Annotated in this window: 13 protein-coding genes and 1 pseudogene; 13 read left to right on the forward strand and 1 reads right to left on the reverse strand. The window is 58.7% G+C overall.

The window, feature by feature from the left end:
- Window positions 1-39 precede the first annotated feature (39 nt).
- The 13 genes and pseudogenes from C8029_RS14420 (at window position 40) to C8029_RS14480 (ending at window position 16,727) form a co-directional block, all read left to right on the forward strand.
- Entirely contained in the window at window positions 40-888 is an 849-nt protein-coding gene (locus C8029_RS14420) for a LysR substrate-binding domain-containing protein (RefSeq protein ID WP_009573694.1), read from the forward strand.
- A gap of 181 nt (window positions 889-1,069) precedes the next feature.
- Window positions 1,070-2,020: a Bug family tripartite tricarboxylate transporter substrate binding protein gene (locus C8029_RS14425; RefSeq protein WP_009573695.1), complete on the forward strand. Its 951-nt coding sequence runs from the start codon at window positions 1,070-1,072 to the stop codon at window positions 2,018-2,020.
- A gap of 96 nt (window positions 2,021-2,116) precedes the next feature.
- Window positions 2,117-2,602: a tripartite tricarboxylate transporter TctB family protein gene (locus C8029_RS14430; RefSeq protein ID WP_009573696.1), complete on the forward strand. Its 486-nt coding sequence runs from the start codon at window positions 2,117-2,119 to the stop codon at window positions 2,600-2,602.
- A gap of 56 nt (window positions 2,603-2,658) precedes the next feature.
- Window positions 2,659-4,157, forward strand: a pseudogene (locus C8029_RS14435) (tripartite tricarboxylate transporter permease).
- 33 nt (window positions 4,158-4,190) lie between these two features.
- The gene (locus tag C8029_RS14440) at window positions 4,191-4,796 is read left to right on the forward strand and encodes a cysteine dioxygenase family protein (RefSeq protein WP_152003137.1); all 606 of its coding nucleotides are present in this window, start codon (window positions 4,191-4,193) and stop codon (window positions 4,794-4,796) included.
- Window positions 4,797-4,809: 13 nt separating this feature from the next.
- Window positions 4,810-6,399, forward strand: coding sequence for a rhodanese-like domain-containing protein (locus C8029_RS14445; protein WP_226946346.1), 1,590 nt, complete (start codon window positions 4,810-4,812; stop codon window positions 6,397-6,399).
- A gap of 1 nt (window position 6,400) precedes the next feature.
- Complete coding sequence (gene metC, locus C8029_RS14450; protein ID WP_152003139.1) at window positions 6,401-7,564, forward strand: cystathionine beta-lyase; 1,164 nt, start codon at window positions 6,401-6,403, stop codon at window positions 7,562-7,564.
- 6 nt (window positions 7,565-7,570) lie between these two features.
- Window positions 7,571-8,587 carry a YeiH family protein gene (locus C8029_RS14455; RefSeq protein ID WP_009573701.1) on the forward strand — a complete coding sequence of 339 codons (1,017 nt, stop codon included), beginning with the start codon at window positions 7,571-7,573 and terminating at the stop codon, window positions 8,585-8,587.
- Between the two features lie 379 nt (window positions 8,588-8,966).
- Window positions 8,967-10,901: a hydantoinase/oxoprolinase family protein gene (locus tag C8029_RS14460; protein ID WP_009573702.1), complete on the forward strand. Its 1,935-nt coding sequence runs from the start codon at window positions 8,967-8,969 to the stop codon at window positions 10,899-10,901.
- Window positions 10,902-10,904: 3 nt separating this feature from the next.
- Window positions 10,905-11,303, forward strand: coding sequence for an acetone carboxylase subunit gamma (locus C8029_RS14465; RefSeq protein ID WP_009573703.1), 399 nt, complete (start codon window positions 10,905-10,907; stop codon window positions 11,301-11,303).
- Between the two features lie 116 nt (window positions 11,304-11,419).
- Window positions 11,420-13,576: a hydantoinase/oxoprolinase family protein gene (locus C8029_RS14470; RefSeq protein WP_009573704.1), complete on the forward strand. Its 2,157-nt coding sequence runs from the start codon at window positions 11,420-11,422 to the stop codon at window positions 13,574-13,576.
- A 62-nt stretch (window positions 13,577-13,638) separates the two neighbouring features.
- Complete coding sequence (locus C8029_RS14475) at window positions 13,639-15,909, forward strand: hydantoinase B/oxoprolinase family protein (RefSeq protein WP_009573705.1); 2,271 nt, start codon at window positions 13,639-13,641, stop codon at window positions 15,907-15,909.
- On the forward strand, window positions 15,906-16,727 hold the full coding sequence (locus C8029_RS14480; RefSeq protein ID WP_009573706.1) for a hypothetical protein: 822 nt from the start codon (window positions 15,906-15,908) through the stop codon (window positions 16,725-16,727). Before C8029_RS14475 ends, C8029_RS14480 begins: the two co-directional genes overlap by 4 nt.
- A 126-nt stretch (window positions 16,728-16,853) precedes the next feature.
- On the opposite strand, the gene C8029_RS14485 is transcribed toward C8029_RS14480, so the two are convergent.
- Window positions 16,854-18,860, reverse strand: coding sequence for a sigma-54-dependent Fis family transcriptional regulator (locus C8029_RS14485; RefSeq protein WP_152003140.1), 2,007 nt, complete (start codon window positions 18,858-18,860; stop codon window positions 16,854-16,856).
- Between the last annotated feature and the right edge of the window lie 284 nt (window positions 18,861-19,144).

Genomic DNA, 19,144 nt, shown 5'->3' on the forward strand with positions numbered 1-19,144 from the left:
TCTTGTTATGATATGCTCCCCCCAAAATGGCACACCAACATGATCACTAATCTCGAAGCGGACCTGTTGCGCACCTTTGTTGCGATTGCGGAGGAGGGCGGATTCACTGCGGCTGCGCGGCGGGTCTATCGCACACAATCTGCTGTCAGTCAGCAAATGAAGCGCCTTGAAGAGACGTTGGGCATCCCCTTGTTCGAAAAGCTGGGCCGCAAACGGCGGCTGACGCAGGCGGGTCAGAACCTTTTAAGCTATGCACGCCAGATCATCAGCCTGAACGATCAGGCCGTGATGATGGTGCATGCCTCACAGGAGAGCGGTGAAGTCCGCATCGGAGCGCCGCACGATATTGCAGATTCCATTCTGCCGCTGTTTCTGTCGACCTATGCCCAAACCAATCCGCGCGTTCACGTCATGCTTAAAGTGGACCGAAGCCCGAATCTCATGCCTTTGCTTGAGGACGGGCGGCTCGACATGACGCTGACCACACGTCATTCCGAACGGTTCGAAGGCAAGCTTTTGCGAAGCTCGCCGACGGTCTGGATCGCCTCTTCCATGTTGCGGCTTGAACGCAATCAACCTGTGCCCTTGGTTCTTGCGGATTCTCCATCCATTTTCCGCCGGATCGCGCTTGATGCGCTTGAACAACGGGGCGTGGCCCATATCGAACGGTATACCTGCCCGAGCCTGTCCGGGATTCATGTCGCCTTGAACGCCGGATTGGGCGTAACCGCGCGCACACCGGAAATGGTGACGCAAGACTTGCGTATCCTTGGTGAGCGTGAGGGGCTCCCGCCATTGCCCGACATCAATTTCTACATCTATCGCCGCAATGGTGCACTGTCTCAGGCAGCCAGTGCCCTTTTCGATCAGATTTGTGCCGAGCGGTGAGGCGGACCAGCGTGCCTGAACGCGTGGCGCGGATCTGGCTGGGGAGAGGCTCCCTTGATACATTAACACTCCTTATATATTTTGGTTCATTTCTAAATATACCTAATGCTTTTTCCGGCCTAACGTCGCCACGATAAGGGGACCGTAAGACATAAGGTCTCAAACCAATGGGAGACTACACATGCTCAAATCTCTACTTCTCGGTGCCGCGCTTGGAACCAGCCTGCTCGCCTCTGCATCGGCGCAGGACTATCCGACACAGGACATTGATCTCGTCGTGCCGTTCGATCCGGGCGGAAGTGTCGATGTCACCTCCCGCTTGCTTGCGGAAGCCGCGAACAAATATCTTGATGGTGTGAGTGTTGTCGTTTCAAACCGTGCCGGTGGCGGCGGCGTTGTGGGGCAGAGCTTTGTTTCAAAGGCCAAGCCTGATGGCTACACGGTTTTGGCGATGACCAGTTCCGTTGTGACAAACCCGCAGTTGAAAGGCGCGCCCTATAAAATCGAAGATTTCACGCCCGTTGCCGCCTATAACCTTGACCCGGAAGTGATCGCCATCCCGGCCTCTTCGCCATTTCAAACCATTGACGATTTTGTAACCGCCACCAAAGAGCGCCCGTTGAACATCACCGTGGCCGGGATCGGCACATCGCACCATATGGCGGGGCTCGCGCTGACCTCTGCAGCGGGTCTTGAGTTCAACTACATCCCTGCGAATGGTTTTGGCGAACAGCTTCAAGCCGTTGTCGGCGGTCATGCCGATGGCGCGTTCTGGCCGATGGGCGAAGCGATGGTTCATGCCGAAGCGGGCACCGTGCGCATTCTGGCCATTGCCTCTGATGCGCGTGATCCGAACTTCCCGGACGTGCCGACCTTTGAAGAAGCCGGGTTGAACATCCCGATCTGGGCGACCTTCCGCGGCTGGGCCGTGCCCGCAGGCACCTCGGACGAGACCGTGACTTTCCTGTCCGACCTTCTCAAAAAGGTGTTTGAAGACGACACCTACCAAGAAAAGATGGCAGCGGCCGGTTTTGATGCAATCTATCGCGATGCGGCGAATTTCCAGTCGATCATCACGGCCTATTCCAATCAGGTTGTGCCGATCATCGAGGACAACGGCCTCGCGAAATAACGCAGGCGACAACACCTGTCCTGCTTGTGCTGATCACGTCCGCCCCTCCGTGCGGTGGGCGTGATTGGTATCCTGAAACTTTGTGTTGAGGTAGTCATGCCGACTTCTGTCAAATCCGGGACGGCCACACGGCGGATCCTGAGCGACGTCTACGTGTGGACCGGCGCTATTTTGTTTGCCTTCGCGGCGGGGGCTGCATATCTCGCCATGAGCTTTGATCCCACCTCCCGGACCTTTCCCTTGGTGGTCTCGATCATCATGATGTTTGCGGGCGGCGGCATCTTTTTACAGGCCCTCTCGTCCCACGAACACCGTCCCCTCCCGCTACATGAATTTGGCACCATCGGCTTGGCGGTGATCGCCATCGTGTTGTGGGGGCTGGGGCTGGCGTTTGGATTGGGCTTTTTGCTGTCCACGATCGCTTTGATGATGGCGATGCTGTGGCTGTCCGGGCTGCGCACCCCACTGCGGGCCTTGGTGATTTCCTCTGTGATCGCGGCTGTGGCCTATGGCCTGTTTGTGATGGTGCTGAACGTGCACCTTCCGTCGTCTTTCCTCTCCTTTATCGCGCCGGGACTTTAACCATGGATCAGATTGCTCTCGGCTTCTCCGAACTTTTGCAGCCTGCCGTTTTGATGATGCTGACCATCGGCGTCTTTGCCGGTCTGGTCGTCGGCTCCATCCCCGGTGTGAATGACAATATCGCTTTCGCGGTCTTTATCCCGTTTTCCTTCAACCTACCGGCCGAACAAGCCTTGGCCTTGATGGTCGGGATTTATTGCGCCGCCGCCGCCGGGGGCGCGATCCCCGCGATCATGATCCGGGTGCCGGGCACCGCGTCCGCGCTTTTGACCACGATCAATGGCAATGCCATGGCCCGTAAAGGGCAAGCCGGTCAGGCGCTGTCGATTGCAATGGTGTCCTCTGTGGTTGGCGGGCTTTTGAGCGCTTGGTGCTTTTGGTTTTCGCCCCGGCTCTGGCCAAGGTTGCCCTGCGCTTTGGCTATGTCGAAAATGCGGCTCTGACCATTTTGGGACTGTCCAGTGTGGTGGGACTTCTGTCCGGCAACGTCCTCAAAGGTGTGATTTCCGCCATGTTGGGTCTTTTGATTTCCACCATCGGCTACAGTCAGGTGACCGGCTATCCGCGCTACACGTTCGGCAGCATCAACCTTATCGAAGGCATTCCCTTCGTGCCGATGCTCGTTGGCCTGTTTGGTGTGGCCGCTGTGTTCGACCTACTGCGCGATCAGGCGCAAGAGCGGCGTGAGAATACCGAAGCTGAAAAACTGCCAGAGATCGGCTCGATGCGTCTTGGCCGGACATTGATCCGCCGCCTCATCCCGACATGGCTGACCAGCGCCGCGATCGGCAACTTTATTGGCGTTTTGCCCGGGGCCGGGATGCTGATGGCCATTTACATCGCCTATGATCAGGCCGGTCGCCGGTTTCGCAAACATTTCGCGGGCCGCAAGGGCGAAGCCAAATGGGACGAAGGCGCGCCCGAAGGCATCGCAGCCCCCGAAGCGGCCAACAATGCCGTCACCGCCAGCTCCATGGTGCCGCTTTTGTCACTGGGCATTCCGGGCAACTCGACCTCGGCGTTGTTTATTGGCGCGATGGCTTTGCATGGGCTGGTGCCCGGCCCCCTGCTGTTCACCCAACATGCCGACATTGCCTGGATGATCATGGTCGCCTTTTTGGCCTGCAATATCATCATGGGACCCGCCGCTTATATCGTGATCCGCACCGTGTCGCGGGTGATCTTTTCCATCCCCAAAAACGTCATGGTCGGCGTCATCGTTTTGCTTTGTCTGCTTGGGGCCTATTCCGATGGCAACAATCTGTTCAACATCTGGGTTGCCCTTGGCGCAGGCGCCGTCGCCTATCTGATGAAGATCGCGAACATCCCGCTTGGGCCCGCCATTCTTGGCCTCGTTTTGGGCGGACAGATGGAAGCCTCTATCGCCAATTCGCTCTCCATCTCTCGCGGCGATTGGTTGGTCTTTATTGACCCGGTCAATCACCCGATCAGCGCTATCATGTTGCTGGCCGCTCTGTTGATGTGGGTTGCCCCTGCGCTGCGCGGTCTGCGCCACATGCGCGCCAATCGGTTCGCCAAAGGACAGCGTTCCTGACGCCGCCCCCTATTTATTCAAGGAGGACCTTTCATGTCCATCACACCCAACGCCGATCTTTCCACCCCCCGCGCAGAGGTGGTGCGCGCGCTCATCACGACCACGCGCGCGCGCCTGGATGGCGGGGATTTGACCCGCGATCTGCTTGATCACATCCGGGAAGACGTGGCGGATCTGGCCGCGCAAACCGCGTTCTGGACCGACCCCGCCTATGCCCCGCCCGAGGGCGATGAACGTCAGGCGCGCTATTTGATCGGTGCCGAAGAGGGCGCGGGCATCACGCTCTATCTCAATGTCATGCGGTCCGGCAAAAAAATCCCGCCGCACGATCACACCACTTGGGCCTGCGTTGCGGCCGTTCAAGGCGGTGAACACAACACGCTGTATGATCGCCTAGACGATGGCAGCACCGAAGGCCACGCAGAACTCGCCGTGCGCGAGATCGTCGAAATCCGGCCCGGCACCTCGGTGGCGTTGATGCCCGATGACATTCACAGCGTTGAAATCCGGGGGGATCAGATCATCCGTCATCTGCATTTCTATGGTCGCCCGCTTGAGACCCTGTCAGAGCGCAAAGCCTTTGATTTGGACAACAACACTTACAAAATCATGGCCGTTGGCGTGAAAACACGGACCTGATCAGGAACAGATGATGCCAATTGAAATGATTTCCGCCACCGCGCTAAAAGCAATTTTAGCGGGCTCAGAAGAATATGCCTTTCTCGATGTTCGTGAACACGGACAATATGGCGAGGGCCACCCGTTTTTCTGTGTGAATGCGCCCTATAGCGTGATCGAAACATGCGCGCCGGTCTTGGTACCGCGCCGTGACGTGCTTTGCATTTTGATGGATGACGGCGATGGCGTGGCCGACCGGGTTCATGCGCGGATGACGCAGATGGGTTACAGCAACCTGCGCGTGCTTGATGGCGGGGCACCGGGGTGGTCTGCGGCGGGGTATACATTGTTCAAAGGCGTCAATGTCCCGTCCAAAAGCTTTGGCGAATTGGTCGAACACGCCAATGAGACCCCCTCCATTTCCGCCGAAGACCTGCGCGAGATGCAGGCCGAGGGCGGGCCTTTGGTTGTGCTCGATGGCCGCAGCCCAAAAGAGTTTCACAAAATGTCTTTGCCGGGGGCGCACTCCTGTCCCAATGCCGAACTCGCCTATCGTCTGCCGGAATTTGTCCCGGATGACAGCACCCCGGTTGTGATCAACTGTGCCGGGCGAACCCGTTCAATCATCGGCGCGCAGTCTTTGCGCAATCTCGGTTTAAAAAACCCTGTGTTTGCCCTGCGCAATGGCACCCAAGGGTGGCGTCTGGCGGGTTTGGATCTGTGTCACGGCGAAGTGCCACAGCCACAGCCCGCCCTTGGCGCGGATGCAGAGGCTTTGGCCGCAGAGCGGGCCAAGGTATTGATCCGCCGGTTCAACCTGGCCACGGTGTCGCCCGCAAGATTGGACGCCATGCGCCGGGATACAACCCGCACCACCTTTCTCTTGGATGTGCGCACCGCAGAGGAATACCTGAGCGCGCATTGGCGTGGCGCAGGCCATGCGCCGGGCGGGCAATTGGTGCAAGCCACCGATGAGTTTTTTGGAACGCGTAATGCCCGGATTGTGCTCAGCGATGATGTCGGTCTGCGCGCTGCGGGCACCGCGGTCTGGCTCATGGGCATGGGGCACGAGGTCTATATCCTAGAGGCCGATGCACGCATGGGTTCCGAGACCGGGCCAGAACCCCGCCCGACTGTTTCGCTTCCCCAACAGATTGCCCTGACCGATGTGGCACAGGCGGTGGCACAGGGGGCCCGGCTCTATGATGCCTCCCGTGGGATGAGCTATCGCGAGGCGCATATTGAGGGCGCGACATGGGTGACGCGGGCGCGCCTCAGCGCAACGGACGCAGGCTCCACCCCGATCGTCGTCATCGGCCAAAGCGCCGATCTCGTTTTCGGCGTGATGCAGCGGTTGAACGAACTTGGTGCGACGGAGGTCTCTGGTTGTGTGAGTACGCCGGAACACTGGCGCGCAGCGGGATATAACGTGGTGTCCACGCCCTACATCCCAAAAGAAGCGGCCTGCATCGACTTTTTGTTCTTTGTCCATGATCGCCACAACGACAATCTTGAATCCGCACGCCAATATCTTGCGTGGGAGCTGAACCTGCTGGGTCAACTCGACGCCCAGGAACGGGCCACGCTCAATCCGTTGATGGCCACAGAACCGGAGGTCGTGTGACATGAGACGCGAAACGAAACTCTGTCATTACGGGCAGACCGCGCGCCCGAGCCCGGCAAACCCGCCCGTTGTGCGCGCCTCGACGATCTTGCACGATACGGTCGAAAGCTACCGTGCCATCAAAAAGGCGCGGGAAAACGACGACTATGTGCTGTCCTATGGGCGGCGCGGCACGACCACAGCCCATGCGCTGATGGAAGCGATCGCGGATCTCGAAGGCGGCGACGGGGCATGGCTCTATCCCACCGGTGTGGCCGCGATTTCCGCGACGCTGATGGCGCTGTTGCGCCCCGGCGATCATCTTTTGCTGGTCGATACGATCTTTGGCGCGACGAAAACCCTTTGCGATGAGGTCCTGTCGGAGTTTGGCGTGAGCTACGATCTCTTTCCCTCCGGCACTACGGATGTGACGCCTTATATCCAAGACAACACCCGTCTCGTTTTCGTCGAGTCCCCCGGATCGCAAACCTATGAAATCATGGACCTGCCTGCGCTGTGCGACACGGCCCATGCCACCGGTCTCGTCGTTGTTGCGGACAACACCTATGGCTCCGGCTGGCTGTATCGCCCGCTTGAACTGGGGTGCGATGTGTCGATCATTGCCGGCACAAAATACCTTGGCGGCCATGCCGATGTGATGATGGGCGCGGTTAGCGCGCGGGGCGATGCCGCCGCAAAACTGCGCAAGGCCAGCCACCTCACCGGGCAAATCCTCGCCCCCGATGAGGCCTATGCCACGCTGCGCGGACTGCGCACGTTGCCCTTGCGGCTTGAACGGCACGGCCACAATGCGCGCGCGCTTGCGGACTGGTTCTCCCACCGTCCTGAGGTGTTGCGTGTTTTGCATCCCAATCTGCCCGGTCATCCGGGGCACGAGATTTGGCTGCGCGATGCCTGTGGGTCGAACGGATTGTTGAGCGTGGTCTTTGCGCCGGGGATCGACAGCGACGCCCTCCTCAACACCTTAACTTTGTTTGGGATTGGCAGCAGTTGGGGCGGGTTTGAAAGCCTTGCCATGCCGATCGCGCCAGAGCGCAACCGCGTGTCTTTGGTCGGACTGCCGCAGGAGGCCCAGATCGTCCGGTTTCATGCGGGGCTTGAGCATGTGGACGATTTGATCGCAGATGTGGACATGGCGCTCACCGCGATGACGGCAAAAGGGTAAGCTCGGATGCAGCTCGGATCTTCTAAGGTCTTTTTGAATCTCTCGACGTTTTTCAAAGAGAATATAAAAGGCGTTCTGGTGTCAGCCCTCGTCGCGGTTGCCGCGAAGTTTCTGTCCGAACATTACGGTGCCCCGGCCATGCTGCTGGCGCTTTTGCTTGGGATCGCGATGAATTTTCTCTCCGACGATCCGCGCACCCATGCCGGGATTCATTTCACCGCCCGCACCGTGCTGCGCCTTGGCGTGGCGCTTTTGGGTGTGCGCGTGAGTTGGGAGATGTTGCGCGATCTGGGACCGGGGGTGATCGCCTGGGTCATTTTGGGGGTCTTTCTCACCATTGGCTTTGGCATGGTTTTGGCGCGATTTCTTGGACGCAGTACGGATTTTGGCCTGTTGACCGGCGGGTCGGTTGCGATTTGCGGGGCCTCTGCCGCAATGGCGATTGCCGCCGTTTTGCCCGCACGCGAAAACGATGACCGCGATCTGACCTTTACCGTTTTGGGCGTCACGGTGCTGAGTACTTTGGCGATGATCCTCTACCCGGTTTTGGTCGAGCTTTTTGGCTTTGATGCCGAGACCGCCGGGATTTTCCTTGGGGCCTCCATTCATGATGTCGCCCAAGTCGTCGGGGCCGGATTTTCCGTCTCTGACGAGGCCGGGGAAGTGGCCGTTTTGGTCAAGCTGATCCGCGTCTCCATGCTCGCGCCCGTGGTGCTTTTGCTGGCTCTGCGCGTGCGTCAGGCTTTGGCTTCGGGTGAAAAACATCGGCCTAAAATTCTACCGGGTTTTTTGATTGGTTTTGCGGCGTTGGCCTTGCTCAATTCCCTTGGCGTGATCCCCGATGTGGTGCGATCGCTTTTGACCGAACTGTCTGGCTGGGCGCTTTTGGTAGCCATTGCGGCCGTCGGGATAAAAACCTCGCCGCGTAGCATCATCGCGGTGGGCGGCACCGCCATCATGATGATCGTGGCCGAAACCGTTTTCCTCGCGCTTTTCGTGCTGGGCGTGGTGATGTGCCTGTAATTGGCCGTAGCACCGGTGATGCAAACTGTTGACCATGCGTCCGTGTTGCGATCCGCCGACGGTGAATGTGAACACTGTCTGATTTTCGGTCACGCCGCGTTGCGGCATGTCTTGAAATCAAACGCAGCGCTTTCACTGGGCAGTGTTTCACACCCATGCGTGAATAATAAATAATTATAAAACAAATGGTTAATTAAATTTATCCTGCTTTTTCCCCTTTTTTCACGGGCTGGAAAAGAACCTGCATCTCTTTGGGTTGGATCGACGATCCGGCCAAGGGGAGAGGAGCCCCCGTGGCCTTAGCGATCGTGATCCCAGCGTAAGACACGCTCTTTACCGCAGGTTCACTGCGCAACAAGGATGGGAGGAGAGATGCACGATGGCATTTCAGATCAATATTGATAACGGAGGGACGCTGACCGATGTGTGTATCATGTCGGACGACGGCGTTCAAAAGACCAAGGTTCTGACCACGCCTTATGATTTGTCGAAATGTTTTTTCGAGGGTCTGACCAAAGCCTCCGAGGTGGTCTATGGCGCCACGGACGTCAAACGTCTGCTCGAAGAGGTGGACCTGATCCGTTATTCGACCACCCAGGGCACAAACGCGATTTGTGAGCGCAAGGGGCCGAAACTGGGCCTGGTGCTCGACACGGACTCCAAGGATCTTGTGAACTCACTGCGCGACCATGATCCCGAAGTCTATGACGCGCTGATCGGGGATCGGGTCGCCTTTGTCGATACGGCGACCTTGAACAGCGATGCCGCCGAAGTCGATGTGGTCAAGGTGATCAACCAATTGACCGCAATGGGCGCGAACCGTCTGGTGGTCTGTTTCAGCGGCACAGATTTTGGTGATGCGGAAGAGTGCGTCAAGAAAATCGCACTGCGCAAATACCCGCGCCATCTGTTGGGGGCGGTGCCGGTGCTCTACGCGTCGGATTTGACCGTCGATGCCAATCCAGATCGGCGGGCATGGTCGGCGTTGATCAACTCTTTCCTGCATCCGTCGATGGAGGCGTTTTTGTACAACGCCGAAAACCGTCTGCGCGCGTATCGCACGAAGAACCCGCTGTTGATTTTCCGCAATGATGGCGACGCCTCGCGCGTGGCCAAAACCGTGGCGATCAAAACCTATTCGTCCGGTCCGCGGGGCGGCATGGAAGGGGTCAAGACCTTTGCCGCGCTCTACGGTTTTCGAGACACGGTTTCCATCGACGTCGGCGGAACCACCACGGACATCGGCCAATGTACCGAGGGGCGCGTTGCCGAAATGCGGCGCGGTCATGTTGAAGGCATCAGCGTCTCCTTTCCATTGTGTGAAATTATGTCGGCGGGGGCCGGGGGCAGCTCGATCTTCCGGGTGAAAGATGGCCAGATTGTCATCGGTCCCGAAAGCGTCGGCGCATTGCCGGGTCCGGCCTGTTTCGGGCGTGGCGGCAAAGAGGCGACCATCACGGATGCCAGTTTGCTTTTAGGGCTCCTTGATCCGATGTCGTATTTCGGCGGCGGTATGGGGCTTGATCTTGCGCGCGCAGAAGCGGCGGTGATGGCCAATGTGGCCGATCCGTTGGGTGTGAACCTTGAAACGGCACTGCTTGCAATGTCGGATGCGTTCGAGGCGAAAATTGCCGAGGAACTGCATCGTTGCACCACGATTTCTTCTGATACGGTGATGATGGCCTTTGGCGGCGCTGGACCACTGAATGCCTGCGGTGTGGCCGAAAAAGCCGGGATTTCCCGTGTGGCTGTGCCTGCAATGGCGGCAGTATTTTCGGCCTACGGCATCGGGTCTTGCGACGTGTCGCAACGCTATGTGGTCGGTCTTGAGACCTGTGACACGGCATGCCTGAACGCGACTTTGGACACGCTGAATGTCAAAGCCGCCCGCGATATGTTCGCGGAAGGGTTTGAGCCGGGCAGCTATACGATCATGGCTCAACTGGTGGCCCAGACCGATGCGGGCGAAGTGGTGCGACCTCTGACCGAAGGGGAGGATTTCCCAACAGAACTGGCCGGAGCGACGTCGGTGGAATTGGAACTCAGCGCGATCAAGAGCCTGCGCCAAGGGGACACGGGGCACATCGCGGTCACGCGCAAAGCCGCCGCCAAAGCGTCGGAACACCGCATGGTTCTCGTGCCTGAGAAAGGCCGGATTGATCTGCCTGTCTACGCCTTGGGAAGCCTGAAAAAGGGCGATTTTGCGGCTGGCCCGGCCATCCTTGAAGAAGACTATTTTACCGCTCGCGTGCCTGCGGGTTGGGGTTTTGTCGTCAGCGAAGCGGGCGACGTGATTTTGGACCGGGAGGGCTGAGCCATGAAGATTCCGATGACGGAATATCTACGAATTGATCTGGAAACCGAAAAATGGGAGTGCCGGGTGTGCGATCACGTGATCGCGCCAGCGGGTGGCAATTACAAGGAAGGATTGTTGGTTCACAACCGTGATCCGCGTGAAATCCATCCGCCGATCATCGACCCGGACAAATACCGCTTCACCTTTAGCCCAGACCCGGAATGGGTGCGTATTCTGGAATTCTGCTGCCCAAGCTGCGGCACGCAGGTTGAAACCGAATACGCCATTCCGGGCCACCCCCCGCTTTGGGACATGCAGGTCGATGTGGCCGCATTGAAAGCGCAATGGGCCGCGCGTGGTCCTGCGGCGCTGCCGGATGCGGGTCCCGTGGTGATGCCCGAACGGGGCCATAGCCACTGACCATGAGGCACTGAAAATGACGCCAAGACCCGCGCTGTGATGGCGCGGGTGACACCGGGGGTGTGTTCGCAAGGTCGAGGAGACTTGCCGCCTCCGCAGCACATAAGGGAGAGAGTATGAAACGTGTATCCGTTGATATCGGCGGCACCTTCACCGACTGTTTCGTCGTTTGGGGCCAGCAATATATCGAAACCAAAGCTCTGACGACGCACCACAACCTTGCGATGGGCTTTAACGAAGCTCTGGGCAAAGCCTGCACCACCTTGGGTTTGGGGTTGGAAGAGATTTTGGGCGAAGTGGACAGTGTGCGCTATGCGACAACGCTGGGCACCAATGCCCTGATTGAACACAAAGGTCCGAAAATCGGCATGTTGGTGACGGCGGGCTATGAGGCGACTGTGCCGCTGAGCCGGGCGCGGGGCTATGGCGAAGGTTTGGACAACCTCGGCCAACAAGACATGCCCAATGCCCAGCGTCCCGATCCTTTGGTGGAACCGCACATGATTTACGGCGTGCGCGAACGGCTGGATTTCGAAGGCAATCTGGTGATGAAGCTGGACGAAGAAGACGTGCGTCGCCAGCTGCGCGGATTGGTGGATCGCGGCGCACAGATCATCGTGGTCGCCTTGGTGAACTCGGTTGTGAACCCGGCCCACGAACAGCGCATCGAAGAGATTGTGTTGGAGGAATATCCGTCGCATTTGCTCGGCGCGATCCCGGTGATTCTGTCGCATCAGGTGGCGGGCCGCAAAGGTGAATATGTCCGTGCAACCTCGGCCATTGTCGATGGCTATCTGCATTCGACCATGTATCACGCGCTGTCGGCGCTTGAGCAAAACCTGCGGGCGCATAAATACGAAAAACCGATGCTGGTGATCCACAATTCGGGCGGTATGGCGCAATTGAACTCGACCGATGCGCTGCAAACCATCCATTCGGGGCCCGTATCCGGGATCGGTGCGTCCGAGCACCTGTCTTTGCAGGCTGAATTGGGCAATGTCGTTGCCACCGACATGGGCGGCACCAGCTATGACATCGGGATCGTCGTCGAGGGCGGGATCAAGCACTATGATTTCAACCCGGTCATCGACCGCTGGCTTGTCTCTGTTCCCATGGTGCACCTTGTGACGCTGGGCGCGGGCGGCGGCTCTATTGCCTCCTATGACCGGATGTACAAAACGGTGAAATGCGGGCCGGAAAGTGCGGGGTCCGATCCGGGTCCGGCCTGTTACGACCGGGGCGGGATGCGCCCCTCCGTCACCGATGCCGATCTGGTTTTGGGTTATCTGGACGCGGAAAACTACGCGGGTGGGTCGATCCCGCTCAATCCACGCCGGGCCAAGACCGCGATCGAGGATGCGCTGTGCGACGAGTTGGATTGCGACGTGATCGAAGCCGCCAAGCTCATTCGCGAAAAGGTCGATGACAATATGGCAAACGGTCTGTTCACCGAGCTGCGCGCGCGCGGCTATGACCCGAAAGACTTCACCATGTTGGCCTATGGTGGCAACGGTCCGCTGCATTGCTGCGGCATTGCGCAGAACCTCAGCATCGACAAGATCCTGGCCCCGCCCTTGTCCTCCGTCTTCTCGGCCGTGGGGGCAGGCAACATGCATCAGCTCCATATTCACGAGCAGTCGCTCTACATGGTGCTTTATGACAGCAACACCCGCCACATCTTTGATGACTACGATCGGTTCAATGCCATCGTGGCGGAGTTGAAGGAAAAAGGCACCCAAGACCTGTTGCGTCAGGGCGTGCCGCTGGAACAGATCAGTCACGATCTGGAACTCGATATGCGCTATGGCAACCAGTTGGTGCAAACCACGGCTGTGATCCCGCACCATGAGCTCCATGGTCCGGCGGATGTGTTGGCGATGATTTCGCAATTCTCCAACGATTACGGCAAGCGCTTTGGCGAAGGCTCTCAGGCACCTGAGGCGGGCATCCGCATCAACACCATTCGTGTGGCTGCCTATGCCAAACACGAGACGGTGAAATTCGAAGACATCAAGCCGTTGGACAAGGCGGATCGCAAGGCTCCGCCCGCTCCGCAAAGCCATCGAACCTGTCATTTTGTCGGCTTTGACGCGGCCTTTGAGACCCCGGTCTGGGCGCGCAAGGACATTGAACCCGGTGTCGAGATCGAAGGGCCCGCGATTGTTGCCTCCGAAGTCACGACCTTCCTGGTGAACCCCGGCTGGACCTATGTCGCGGCAAAACAGGACGCGTCGTGGTTCTTGCGCAACGAAACGCCGATCACCCGCCATTAAGTCAATCTGCCCCCCGGCGCGGAGGAGGCGCCGGGGGACGTACCCCTTTGGAGGAGAGTCCCATGAACGAGATGTCAACACGGGCGAAAACGCCCACACTCGAAGAAATGAACCTGATCAAGAAGTTTCTTGATGACACCACCCTGTTTCTCGGTCCTGACCCGGAGATCATGCAAAACCATGACCTGATGCCGCGCACCGAGATCGAAGACGCCGCGATCGGCAAGGTCAGTGATGCCCATACCGTGGCTAAAATCCGGGATCGCATCCAATCGGGCTGTGATGAAGGCTATGAGATGGTCGAACAGATGGGTGCCGCGCCCGGTGCAAAATGGGGTGACGTGATCACCGGCGTCTATTCCGCCAGTGGTGATCTTGCCATTGCCTCGGCGGGGGGCGTGTTGATCTTTTCGGCGCTGGTGCACCACCCGATCAAGTTCATCATCAAAAACTGGATGGATGACCCGACGGTGGGTGTGAAGGATGGCGACGGCTTCATCCACAATGACTCGCGCTACGGCAACGTGCACAACACCGACCAGTCGATGATCATCCCGATTTTCCACAAAGGAAAACTGGTGTGCTGGGTCGCCTCGACCGTGCACGAAGGCGAGAATGGTGCGATCGAGCCGGGCGGCATGCCCTCCATGGCCGAAAGCCCCTCTGACGAAGGGCTGAAAATGTCGCCTTTCAAAGTGGTTGAGAACTACCAAATCAAACGCGACATCCTAACCTTCCTGCAAAACTCGGTGCGCGAGCCAAAGCTGCAGTACGAAGACATGAAGGTGAAGCTGTTCGCCTGTCTGCGCATCAAACAGCGGATCGAAGAGACGCTGAATTCGGATGGTCCCGAGGCCCTGATGGCGACGCTGCGCCTGACCATGGAACAGGTCCGTGCCGAGGTGAAACGCCGGATTTCGGAATGGCCGGACATGACCGTGCGCAGCTACATCATTCAGGACTCCACCCTGCGTGAAAACTGCGTGGTCAAGATCAACTGCAAACTGACCAAGACCGGCGATCGGTTGATTTTCGACTTCCGGGGATCAAGCCCGGAGTTCACCAACCGCGCCACCAACACGATTGTTGCAGGCCTCAAAGGGATGCTGGCGCAGGTTTTCCTGTGCTATGTCTGGCCCGATCTGCCGCGCGGACAGGCGGCTTTTGCACCCATCGAGGTGATCACCGATCCGCATTCGATCGTGAACTGTTCCTATGATGCGCCAAACTCGCAGTCCTTGATGTCGATCTTTACCGGTTTCACCGCCGGACAACATGCGGTGGCCAAGTTCCTGTATTCCTGCCCGGAAAAATTCACTCGGGTGCATGCGCCGACCTTCAACATGATCAACACCTTCATCTGGGGTGGGGTCAGCCAGCATGGCGAAACATTGGGCAACCTTTGTGCCGATCTGAACGGCATGGGCGCGGGGGCCACGGCAAGCCGCGATGGCGAACATGCTTTGGCTCCGATCTTTGCCACCATGGCCGACATCGGCGAGCAGGAGCTGAACGAGGAGGAAGTGCCCTTCTTGCAGCTTGTGTCCAAGAAAATGACCCGTGACGCCATCGCGCCCGGCAAGTATCGCGGTGGTCAGGGCTATACGATGATGGTGGCCACCAAGGATTCCGAACAATGGGGCTTCATGACCACGGCGCAAGGGGCCAAAATCCCGCCGCTTCAGGGCCTGTTCGGCGGCTATGCCTGCGGCACCTATCCTTTGTCTAAGGTCAAGGATGTCGATGTCTATGATGTGTTGATGAACGAACCGGAGCGGTTCCGCCACTCGATCGAAGAGATCATGAACGAACAACCGTTCGAGGACGCCGATTATTCGACCCATCACATGGGCATGGGCTTCGAGATCTCGAAACGCGGCGAGTTGTTCATGATCAGCCAAGGTGCGGGTGCAGGCTATGGTGATCTTCTGGAACGCGATCCGGAAAATATCATCAAGGACATCGAGGAGGGACTGATCTCCCCCGAAGTGGCCGCACGCCTTTATAAAGTGGTCTTTGATGCCGCAACGCTGGCGATTGATTTTGACGCCTCCGAGGCCGCGCGTGCCGAAGAACGTCAGGCCCGGATCAAACGCTCGGTCCCCTATGCCGAGTTCGTCAAAGGCTGGAACAAACCAAAGCCGCCGGCGCATCTGCAATATTTCGGATGTTGGGGCGACGATGTTGGCACGCTCTATATGGGCGCGCCGGACATCACCCGCCGGGGCGACCAACCGCGTCCGAATTACATGATGCACCCCAAGGACGTGCGCATAGCGGAACTCGAAGCGCGGCTTGAGGCTGCAGGTGCCATGGGAGACGAAAAGAAATGAGCCAAACTCTGGCAGACGATCTGCCCGATGGTTCGGGTACGAAGGCGCTGCGGGTCTGGTTGAAGTCGTCGGGTTATGCCCGGCGGCTTTTGCTGGGCGAAAGTGGCGATCCATGGGCGGACGGGGCGGCGAAATACCTGTCTTTCTTCTCTCAGGCGCGCGGGTTGCTGCGGGCCGATGTTGCGGAGGTGGATTTGGGCGATTTGTTCCGCTCCTGGGTCCATCGCCATCCCGCGTTGCGCGCCGACATGGCCAGTAAAAAGCGCGCGACCTATCCGTTGCGGCGGATGCTCGAAGAGGAGGGGCCGCGCCAGCTTTTGGACGAGGTGACCGAGGCCGTTGCCGCCAATTTGCAAGCTCAGGTGCCAATGGTTCTGGCGATGCCCGCACCGGGCGCCTGGTTGGCCGAGGCGCAACAGATGGTCGATCGCCCGGCTGAGGTTGACGAGGATGCGGTGGAAGATGCAGCCATGTATATGGCCGATTTCCTGCGCTGCGTGTCGGCGCGTCCGGTGGGTGGGCTGTTGCTGGAAGAGGGGGGCAGCCCTGGTCCGGCCAACCGCTATTCCCCGATCCTGAATGCTGCCAAACATTACCGTTGGGCCGTGGTCGGGCGCGATGTCGCCCCAGAGGCGGCGGCGGTGTTTGACGCCACCATAGGCACGGATGCAAGCGCCAAAGGCCGGGATGTCAGTTTTGATCTGTTTGGACAGGGCACTTTGCCTGCCATTGGGTCCGGCCAGTTTGCCTTTGCGGAAATTCCTGTCGGTCATGCGCCAGAGGCGGTGCTGGACGCGATTGCCCAACTGCGGGGGTAGTTGCACGGGTCATTTGTCCCAAATTCCGTCCCTCCCCACGGGCGGATTTGACCAGTGGGTGGACGTTTTCAAACCGACGCCGAGGTCAGCACGGCGCCCCTCCTCCGGGGCGCCGTTTTCGTGAGGTCAGTGTTGAACCGTACGTAGGATCGCAACGCTTTCCTTGAGGCCAAACCGTTCCAGTTTGACGTAGAGCGTACTTTTCGCGATCCCCAGATCACGCGCAACAGAGGTCAAGTTGCCCTGATGCGCCCGGATTGCGGACATGATGGCCTCGCGTTCAGCCAGTTCCAGAGGGCTGATCCCCGCATGATCCGGCGGGGGGGTGTCAGAGATCAGATCATGTGGCAGACCAAGCTCAGAGGGTAAATGTTCGGCCTCCAAAAGGTCGCCATCGCAGACCAGAAGGCTGCTCTCCAAGGCGTTGCGCAATTCGCGAATGTTGCCTGGCCAATCATATTGCTCCAAGGCGCGCCGCATGCCGTGCCCGATCCGGGGAACCGTTCGGTCATACCGGGCCGCGATCTGCGTCAGGAAATACTCCGCGAGCGGCACAATATCGCTACGCCGGTCGCGCAAGGGTGGAAGCGCCAAAGACGTCACTGCGATCCGGTAATACAAATCCATCCGGAACCGACCCGCTTGCACTTCGGCTTTGAGGTCTCGGTTGGTCGCGGCGATCAGGCGAAAGCGGACTTTGCGTGGATGGTTCTCACCGATGCGGCAAATCTCGCCGGTTTCCAAAACCCGCAACAGATGCGGTTGCAGATCGAGAGGCATTTCGCCGATCTCATCCAAGAACAATGTGCCACCATCGGCGGCTTCAATTTTCCCCATCATGCCGCCACGTTTGGCCCCGGTAAATGCGCCCTCCGCATAGCCGAATAATTCGCTGGTCAAAAGTTCGCGCGAAAACCCGCCGCAATTGACCGCCATGAACGGGCCCTTCTGGTCCGGCCCCATGTCGTGAAACGCATGGGCAAAAGCATCCTTGCCGACGCCGGTTTCGCCCAACAACAGCACGGGAACCGAGGCTTTCGCCAGTTGTCGCGCCCGATTCAGCGCCGCCACATAGCGTGGTGCGGCGCCGATCAGGCGGTTAAACGCATCGGTTGGGGCGGAGTGCGGGCGGGGGATGTCATGTATTTTGTTGCGCTGTACCAAGGCATTGCGGTCGGGCAGTACAAGGATCGAGCCAAGGCGATGTCCCTGCACATGGACGGGTTCGATCCAGTCCCGATCCACCCAAGACGGCATTTTCTCGGGCACGAGCTTGCCATCCCGCCACGGCAATGTCAGGTCGCGAATGGTGAGCGCCGGATCATTGCGGCCCTTGGCCAGTTGCGTCATCAACGCGGCGGCACTGTCATTGGCTTTGACGGCGCGGCCTTGACGGTCAAAGACAATCAACCCGTCGCTTCCGGCGTTGTTCAGCCGGTCGAGATAGTGGTCAAGCAGCCGATACCGCAATTTCATTTCCTGACGCGCAAGACGGTTTTCGATCCGTCCAGACGCGGCGACCGCCAGCGCCAGCGCGTGACGGCTATAGCTGTCTGTCAGGCCGGAAATATCAATCGCGCCAAGGATCGTATGGCTGATCGGATCGCGGATCACACTGGCCGAACAGGACCACCGTTTGATCCCGGAACAGAAATGTTCGGAGGAATGAATCTGAATCGGTTGGCCGATTTCAAGCGCGGTTCCGATGGCGTTGGTTCCACAACTGGCCTCACTCCAGCTTGCGCCGGGCATGAGATGAATGTTTTCAGCCGGGTCACGCAAAGAGGTGTCGCCCTCAATCGACAAAACCACACCGGCCGCATCCGTCAGCACCATGACGGTTCCGGTTTCGTGTAAAAAATCGCGCGCAGATTGCATCACCGACACGCTGGCCCGTACAAGTTCCGTGTTGGTTTCCAAGAGGCCATACAGAGGATCGCCCTCCAAGGGAACCGGGGCCTGATCCCGTGTGGGATCGACCTTGCCCTGGCAGCGGCGCCAAGAGTCGTCAATCAACCGACGCAGCGCATCGGAACCAGGTTCATCACCTTGTAGAAACCGTTCCCAAGATGTCATAATTTGCCGATCATTCTCTGGACGTGAAAATGTCTGGCGCAAGGCGGTTCCCGGCATTGCAGTTCTCCTCCCAGTGTTGCGTGAGTGGTGGCTGCTTCCTCCCCGAAGCAGATGGTCCACCAGCCAAGACAGCGACCGAAATCGCGTCTTTGCGCATTTTTATGGCGGTAGTTTAACAGTCTTTGCCTTCTCCACCACAATTATTGCGTTTTGGCCTGTCTGTGCGCGGGCACCATGGGCCCTCTGCGGCGGGGCTGTGAGGCCGTTTGTTTTCTCGCGCCGCACATCATGCGCGTCGCGCAGTGAGAGCTTTTTAAGCGGTGAAGCGGTCGTCCTTACGG

It is taken from the genome of Roseobacter sp. TSBP12 (genome assembly GCF_009129705.1).
In the GTDB taxonomy this organism is placed as follows: Bacteria; Pseudomonadota; Alphaproteobacteria; order Rhodobacterales; family Rhodobacteraceae; genus Celeribacter; species Celeribacter baekdonensis_A.

Bases quoted from the DNA above. Each gene is read 5' to 3' on its own strand.
- C8029_RS14455 (WP_009573701.1), top strand. From the start codon at position 7,571: ATGCAGCTCGGATCTTCTAAGGTCTTTTTGAATCTCTCGACGTTTTTC.
- C8029_RS14465 (WP_009573703.1), top strand. From the start codon at position 10,905: ATGAAGATTCCGATGACGGAATATCTACGAATTGATCTGGAAACCGAA.
- C8029_RS14430 (WP_009573696.1), top strand. From the start codon at position 2,117: ATGCCGACTTCTGTCAAATCCGGGACGGCCACACGGCGGATCCTGAGC.
- C8029_RS14440 (WP_152003137.1), top strand. From the start codon at position 4,191: ATGTCCATCACACCCAACGCCGATCTTTCCACCCCCCGCGCAGAGGTG.
- C8029_RS14420 (WP_009573694.1), top strand. From the start codon at position 40: ATGATCACTAATCTCGAAGCGGACCTGTTGCGCACCTTTGTTGCGATT.
- C8029_RS14475 (WP_009573705.1), top strand. From the start codon at position 13,639: ATGAACGAGATGTCAACACGGGCGAAAACGCCCACACTCGAAGAAATG.
- C8029_RS14485 (WP_152003140.1), bottom strand. From the start codon at position 18,860: ATGCCGGGAACCGCCTTGCGCCAGACATTTTCACGTCCAGAGAATGAT.
- C8029_RS14425 (WP_009573695.1), top strand. From the start codon at position 1,070: ATGCTCAAATCTCTACTTCTCGGTGCCGCGCTTGGAACCAGCCTGCTC.
- C8029_RS14480 (WP_009573706.1), top strand. From the start codon at position 15,906: ATGAGCCAAACTCTGGCAGACGATCTGCCCGATGGTTCGGGTACGAAG.
- C8029_RS14470 (WP_009573704.1), top strand. From the start codon at position 11,420: ATGAAACGTGTATCCGTTGATATCGGCGGCACCTTCACCGACTGTTTC.
- C8029_RS14445 (WP_226946346.1), top strand. From the start codon at position 4,810: ATGCCAATTGAAATGATTTCCGCCACCGCGCTAAAAGCAATTTTAGCG.
- metC (WP_152003139.1), top strand. From the start codon at position 6,401: ATGAGACGCGAAACGAAACTCTGTCATTACGGGCAGACCGCGCGCCCG.
- C8029_RS14460 (WP_009573702.1), top strand. From the start codon at position 8,967: ATGGCATTTCAGATCAATATTGATAACGGAGGGACGCTGACCGATGTG.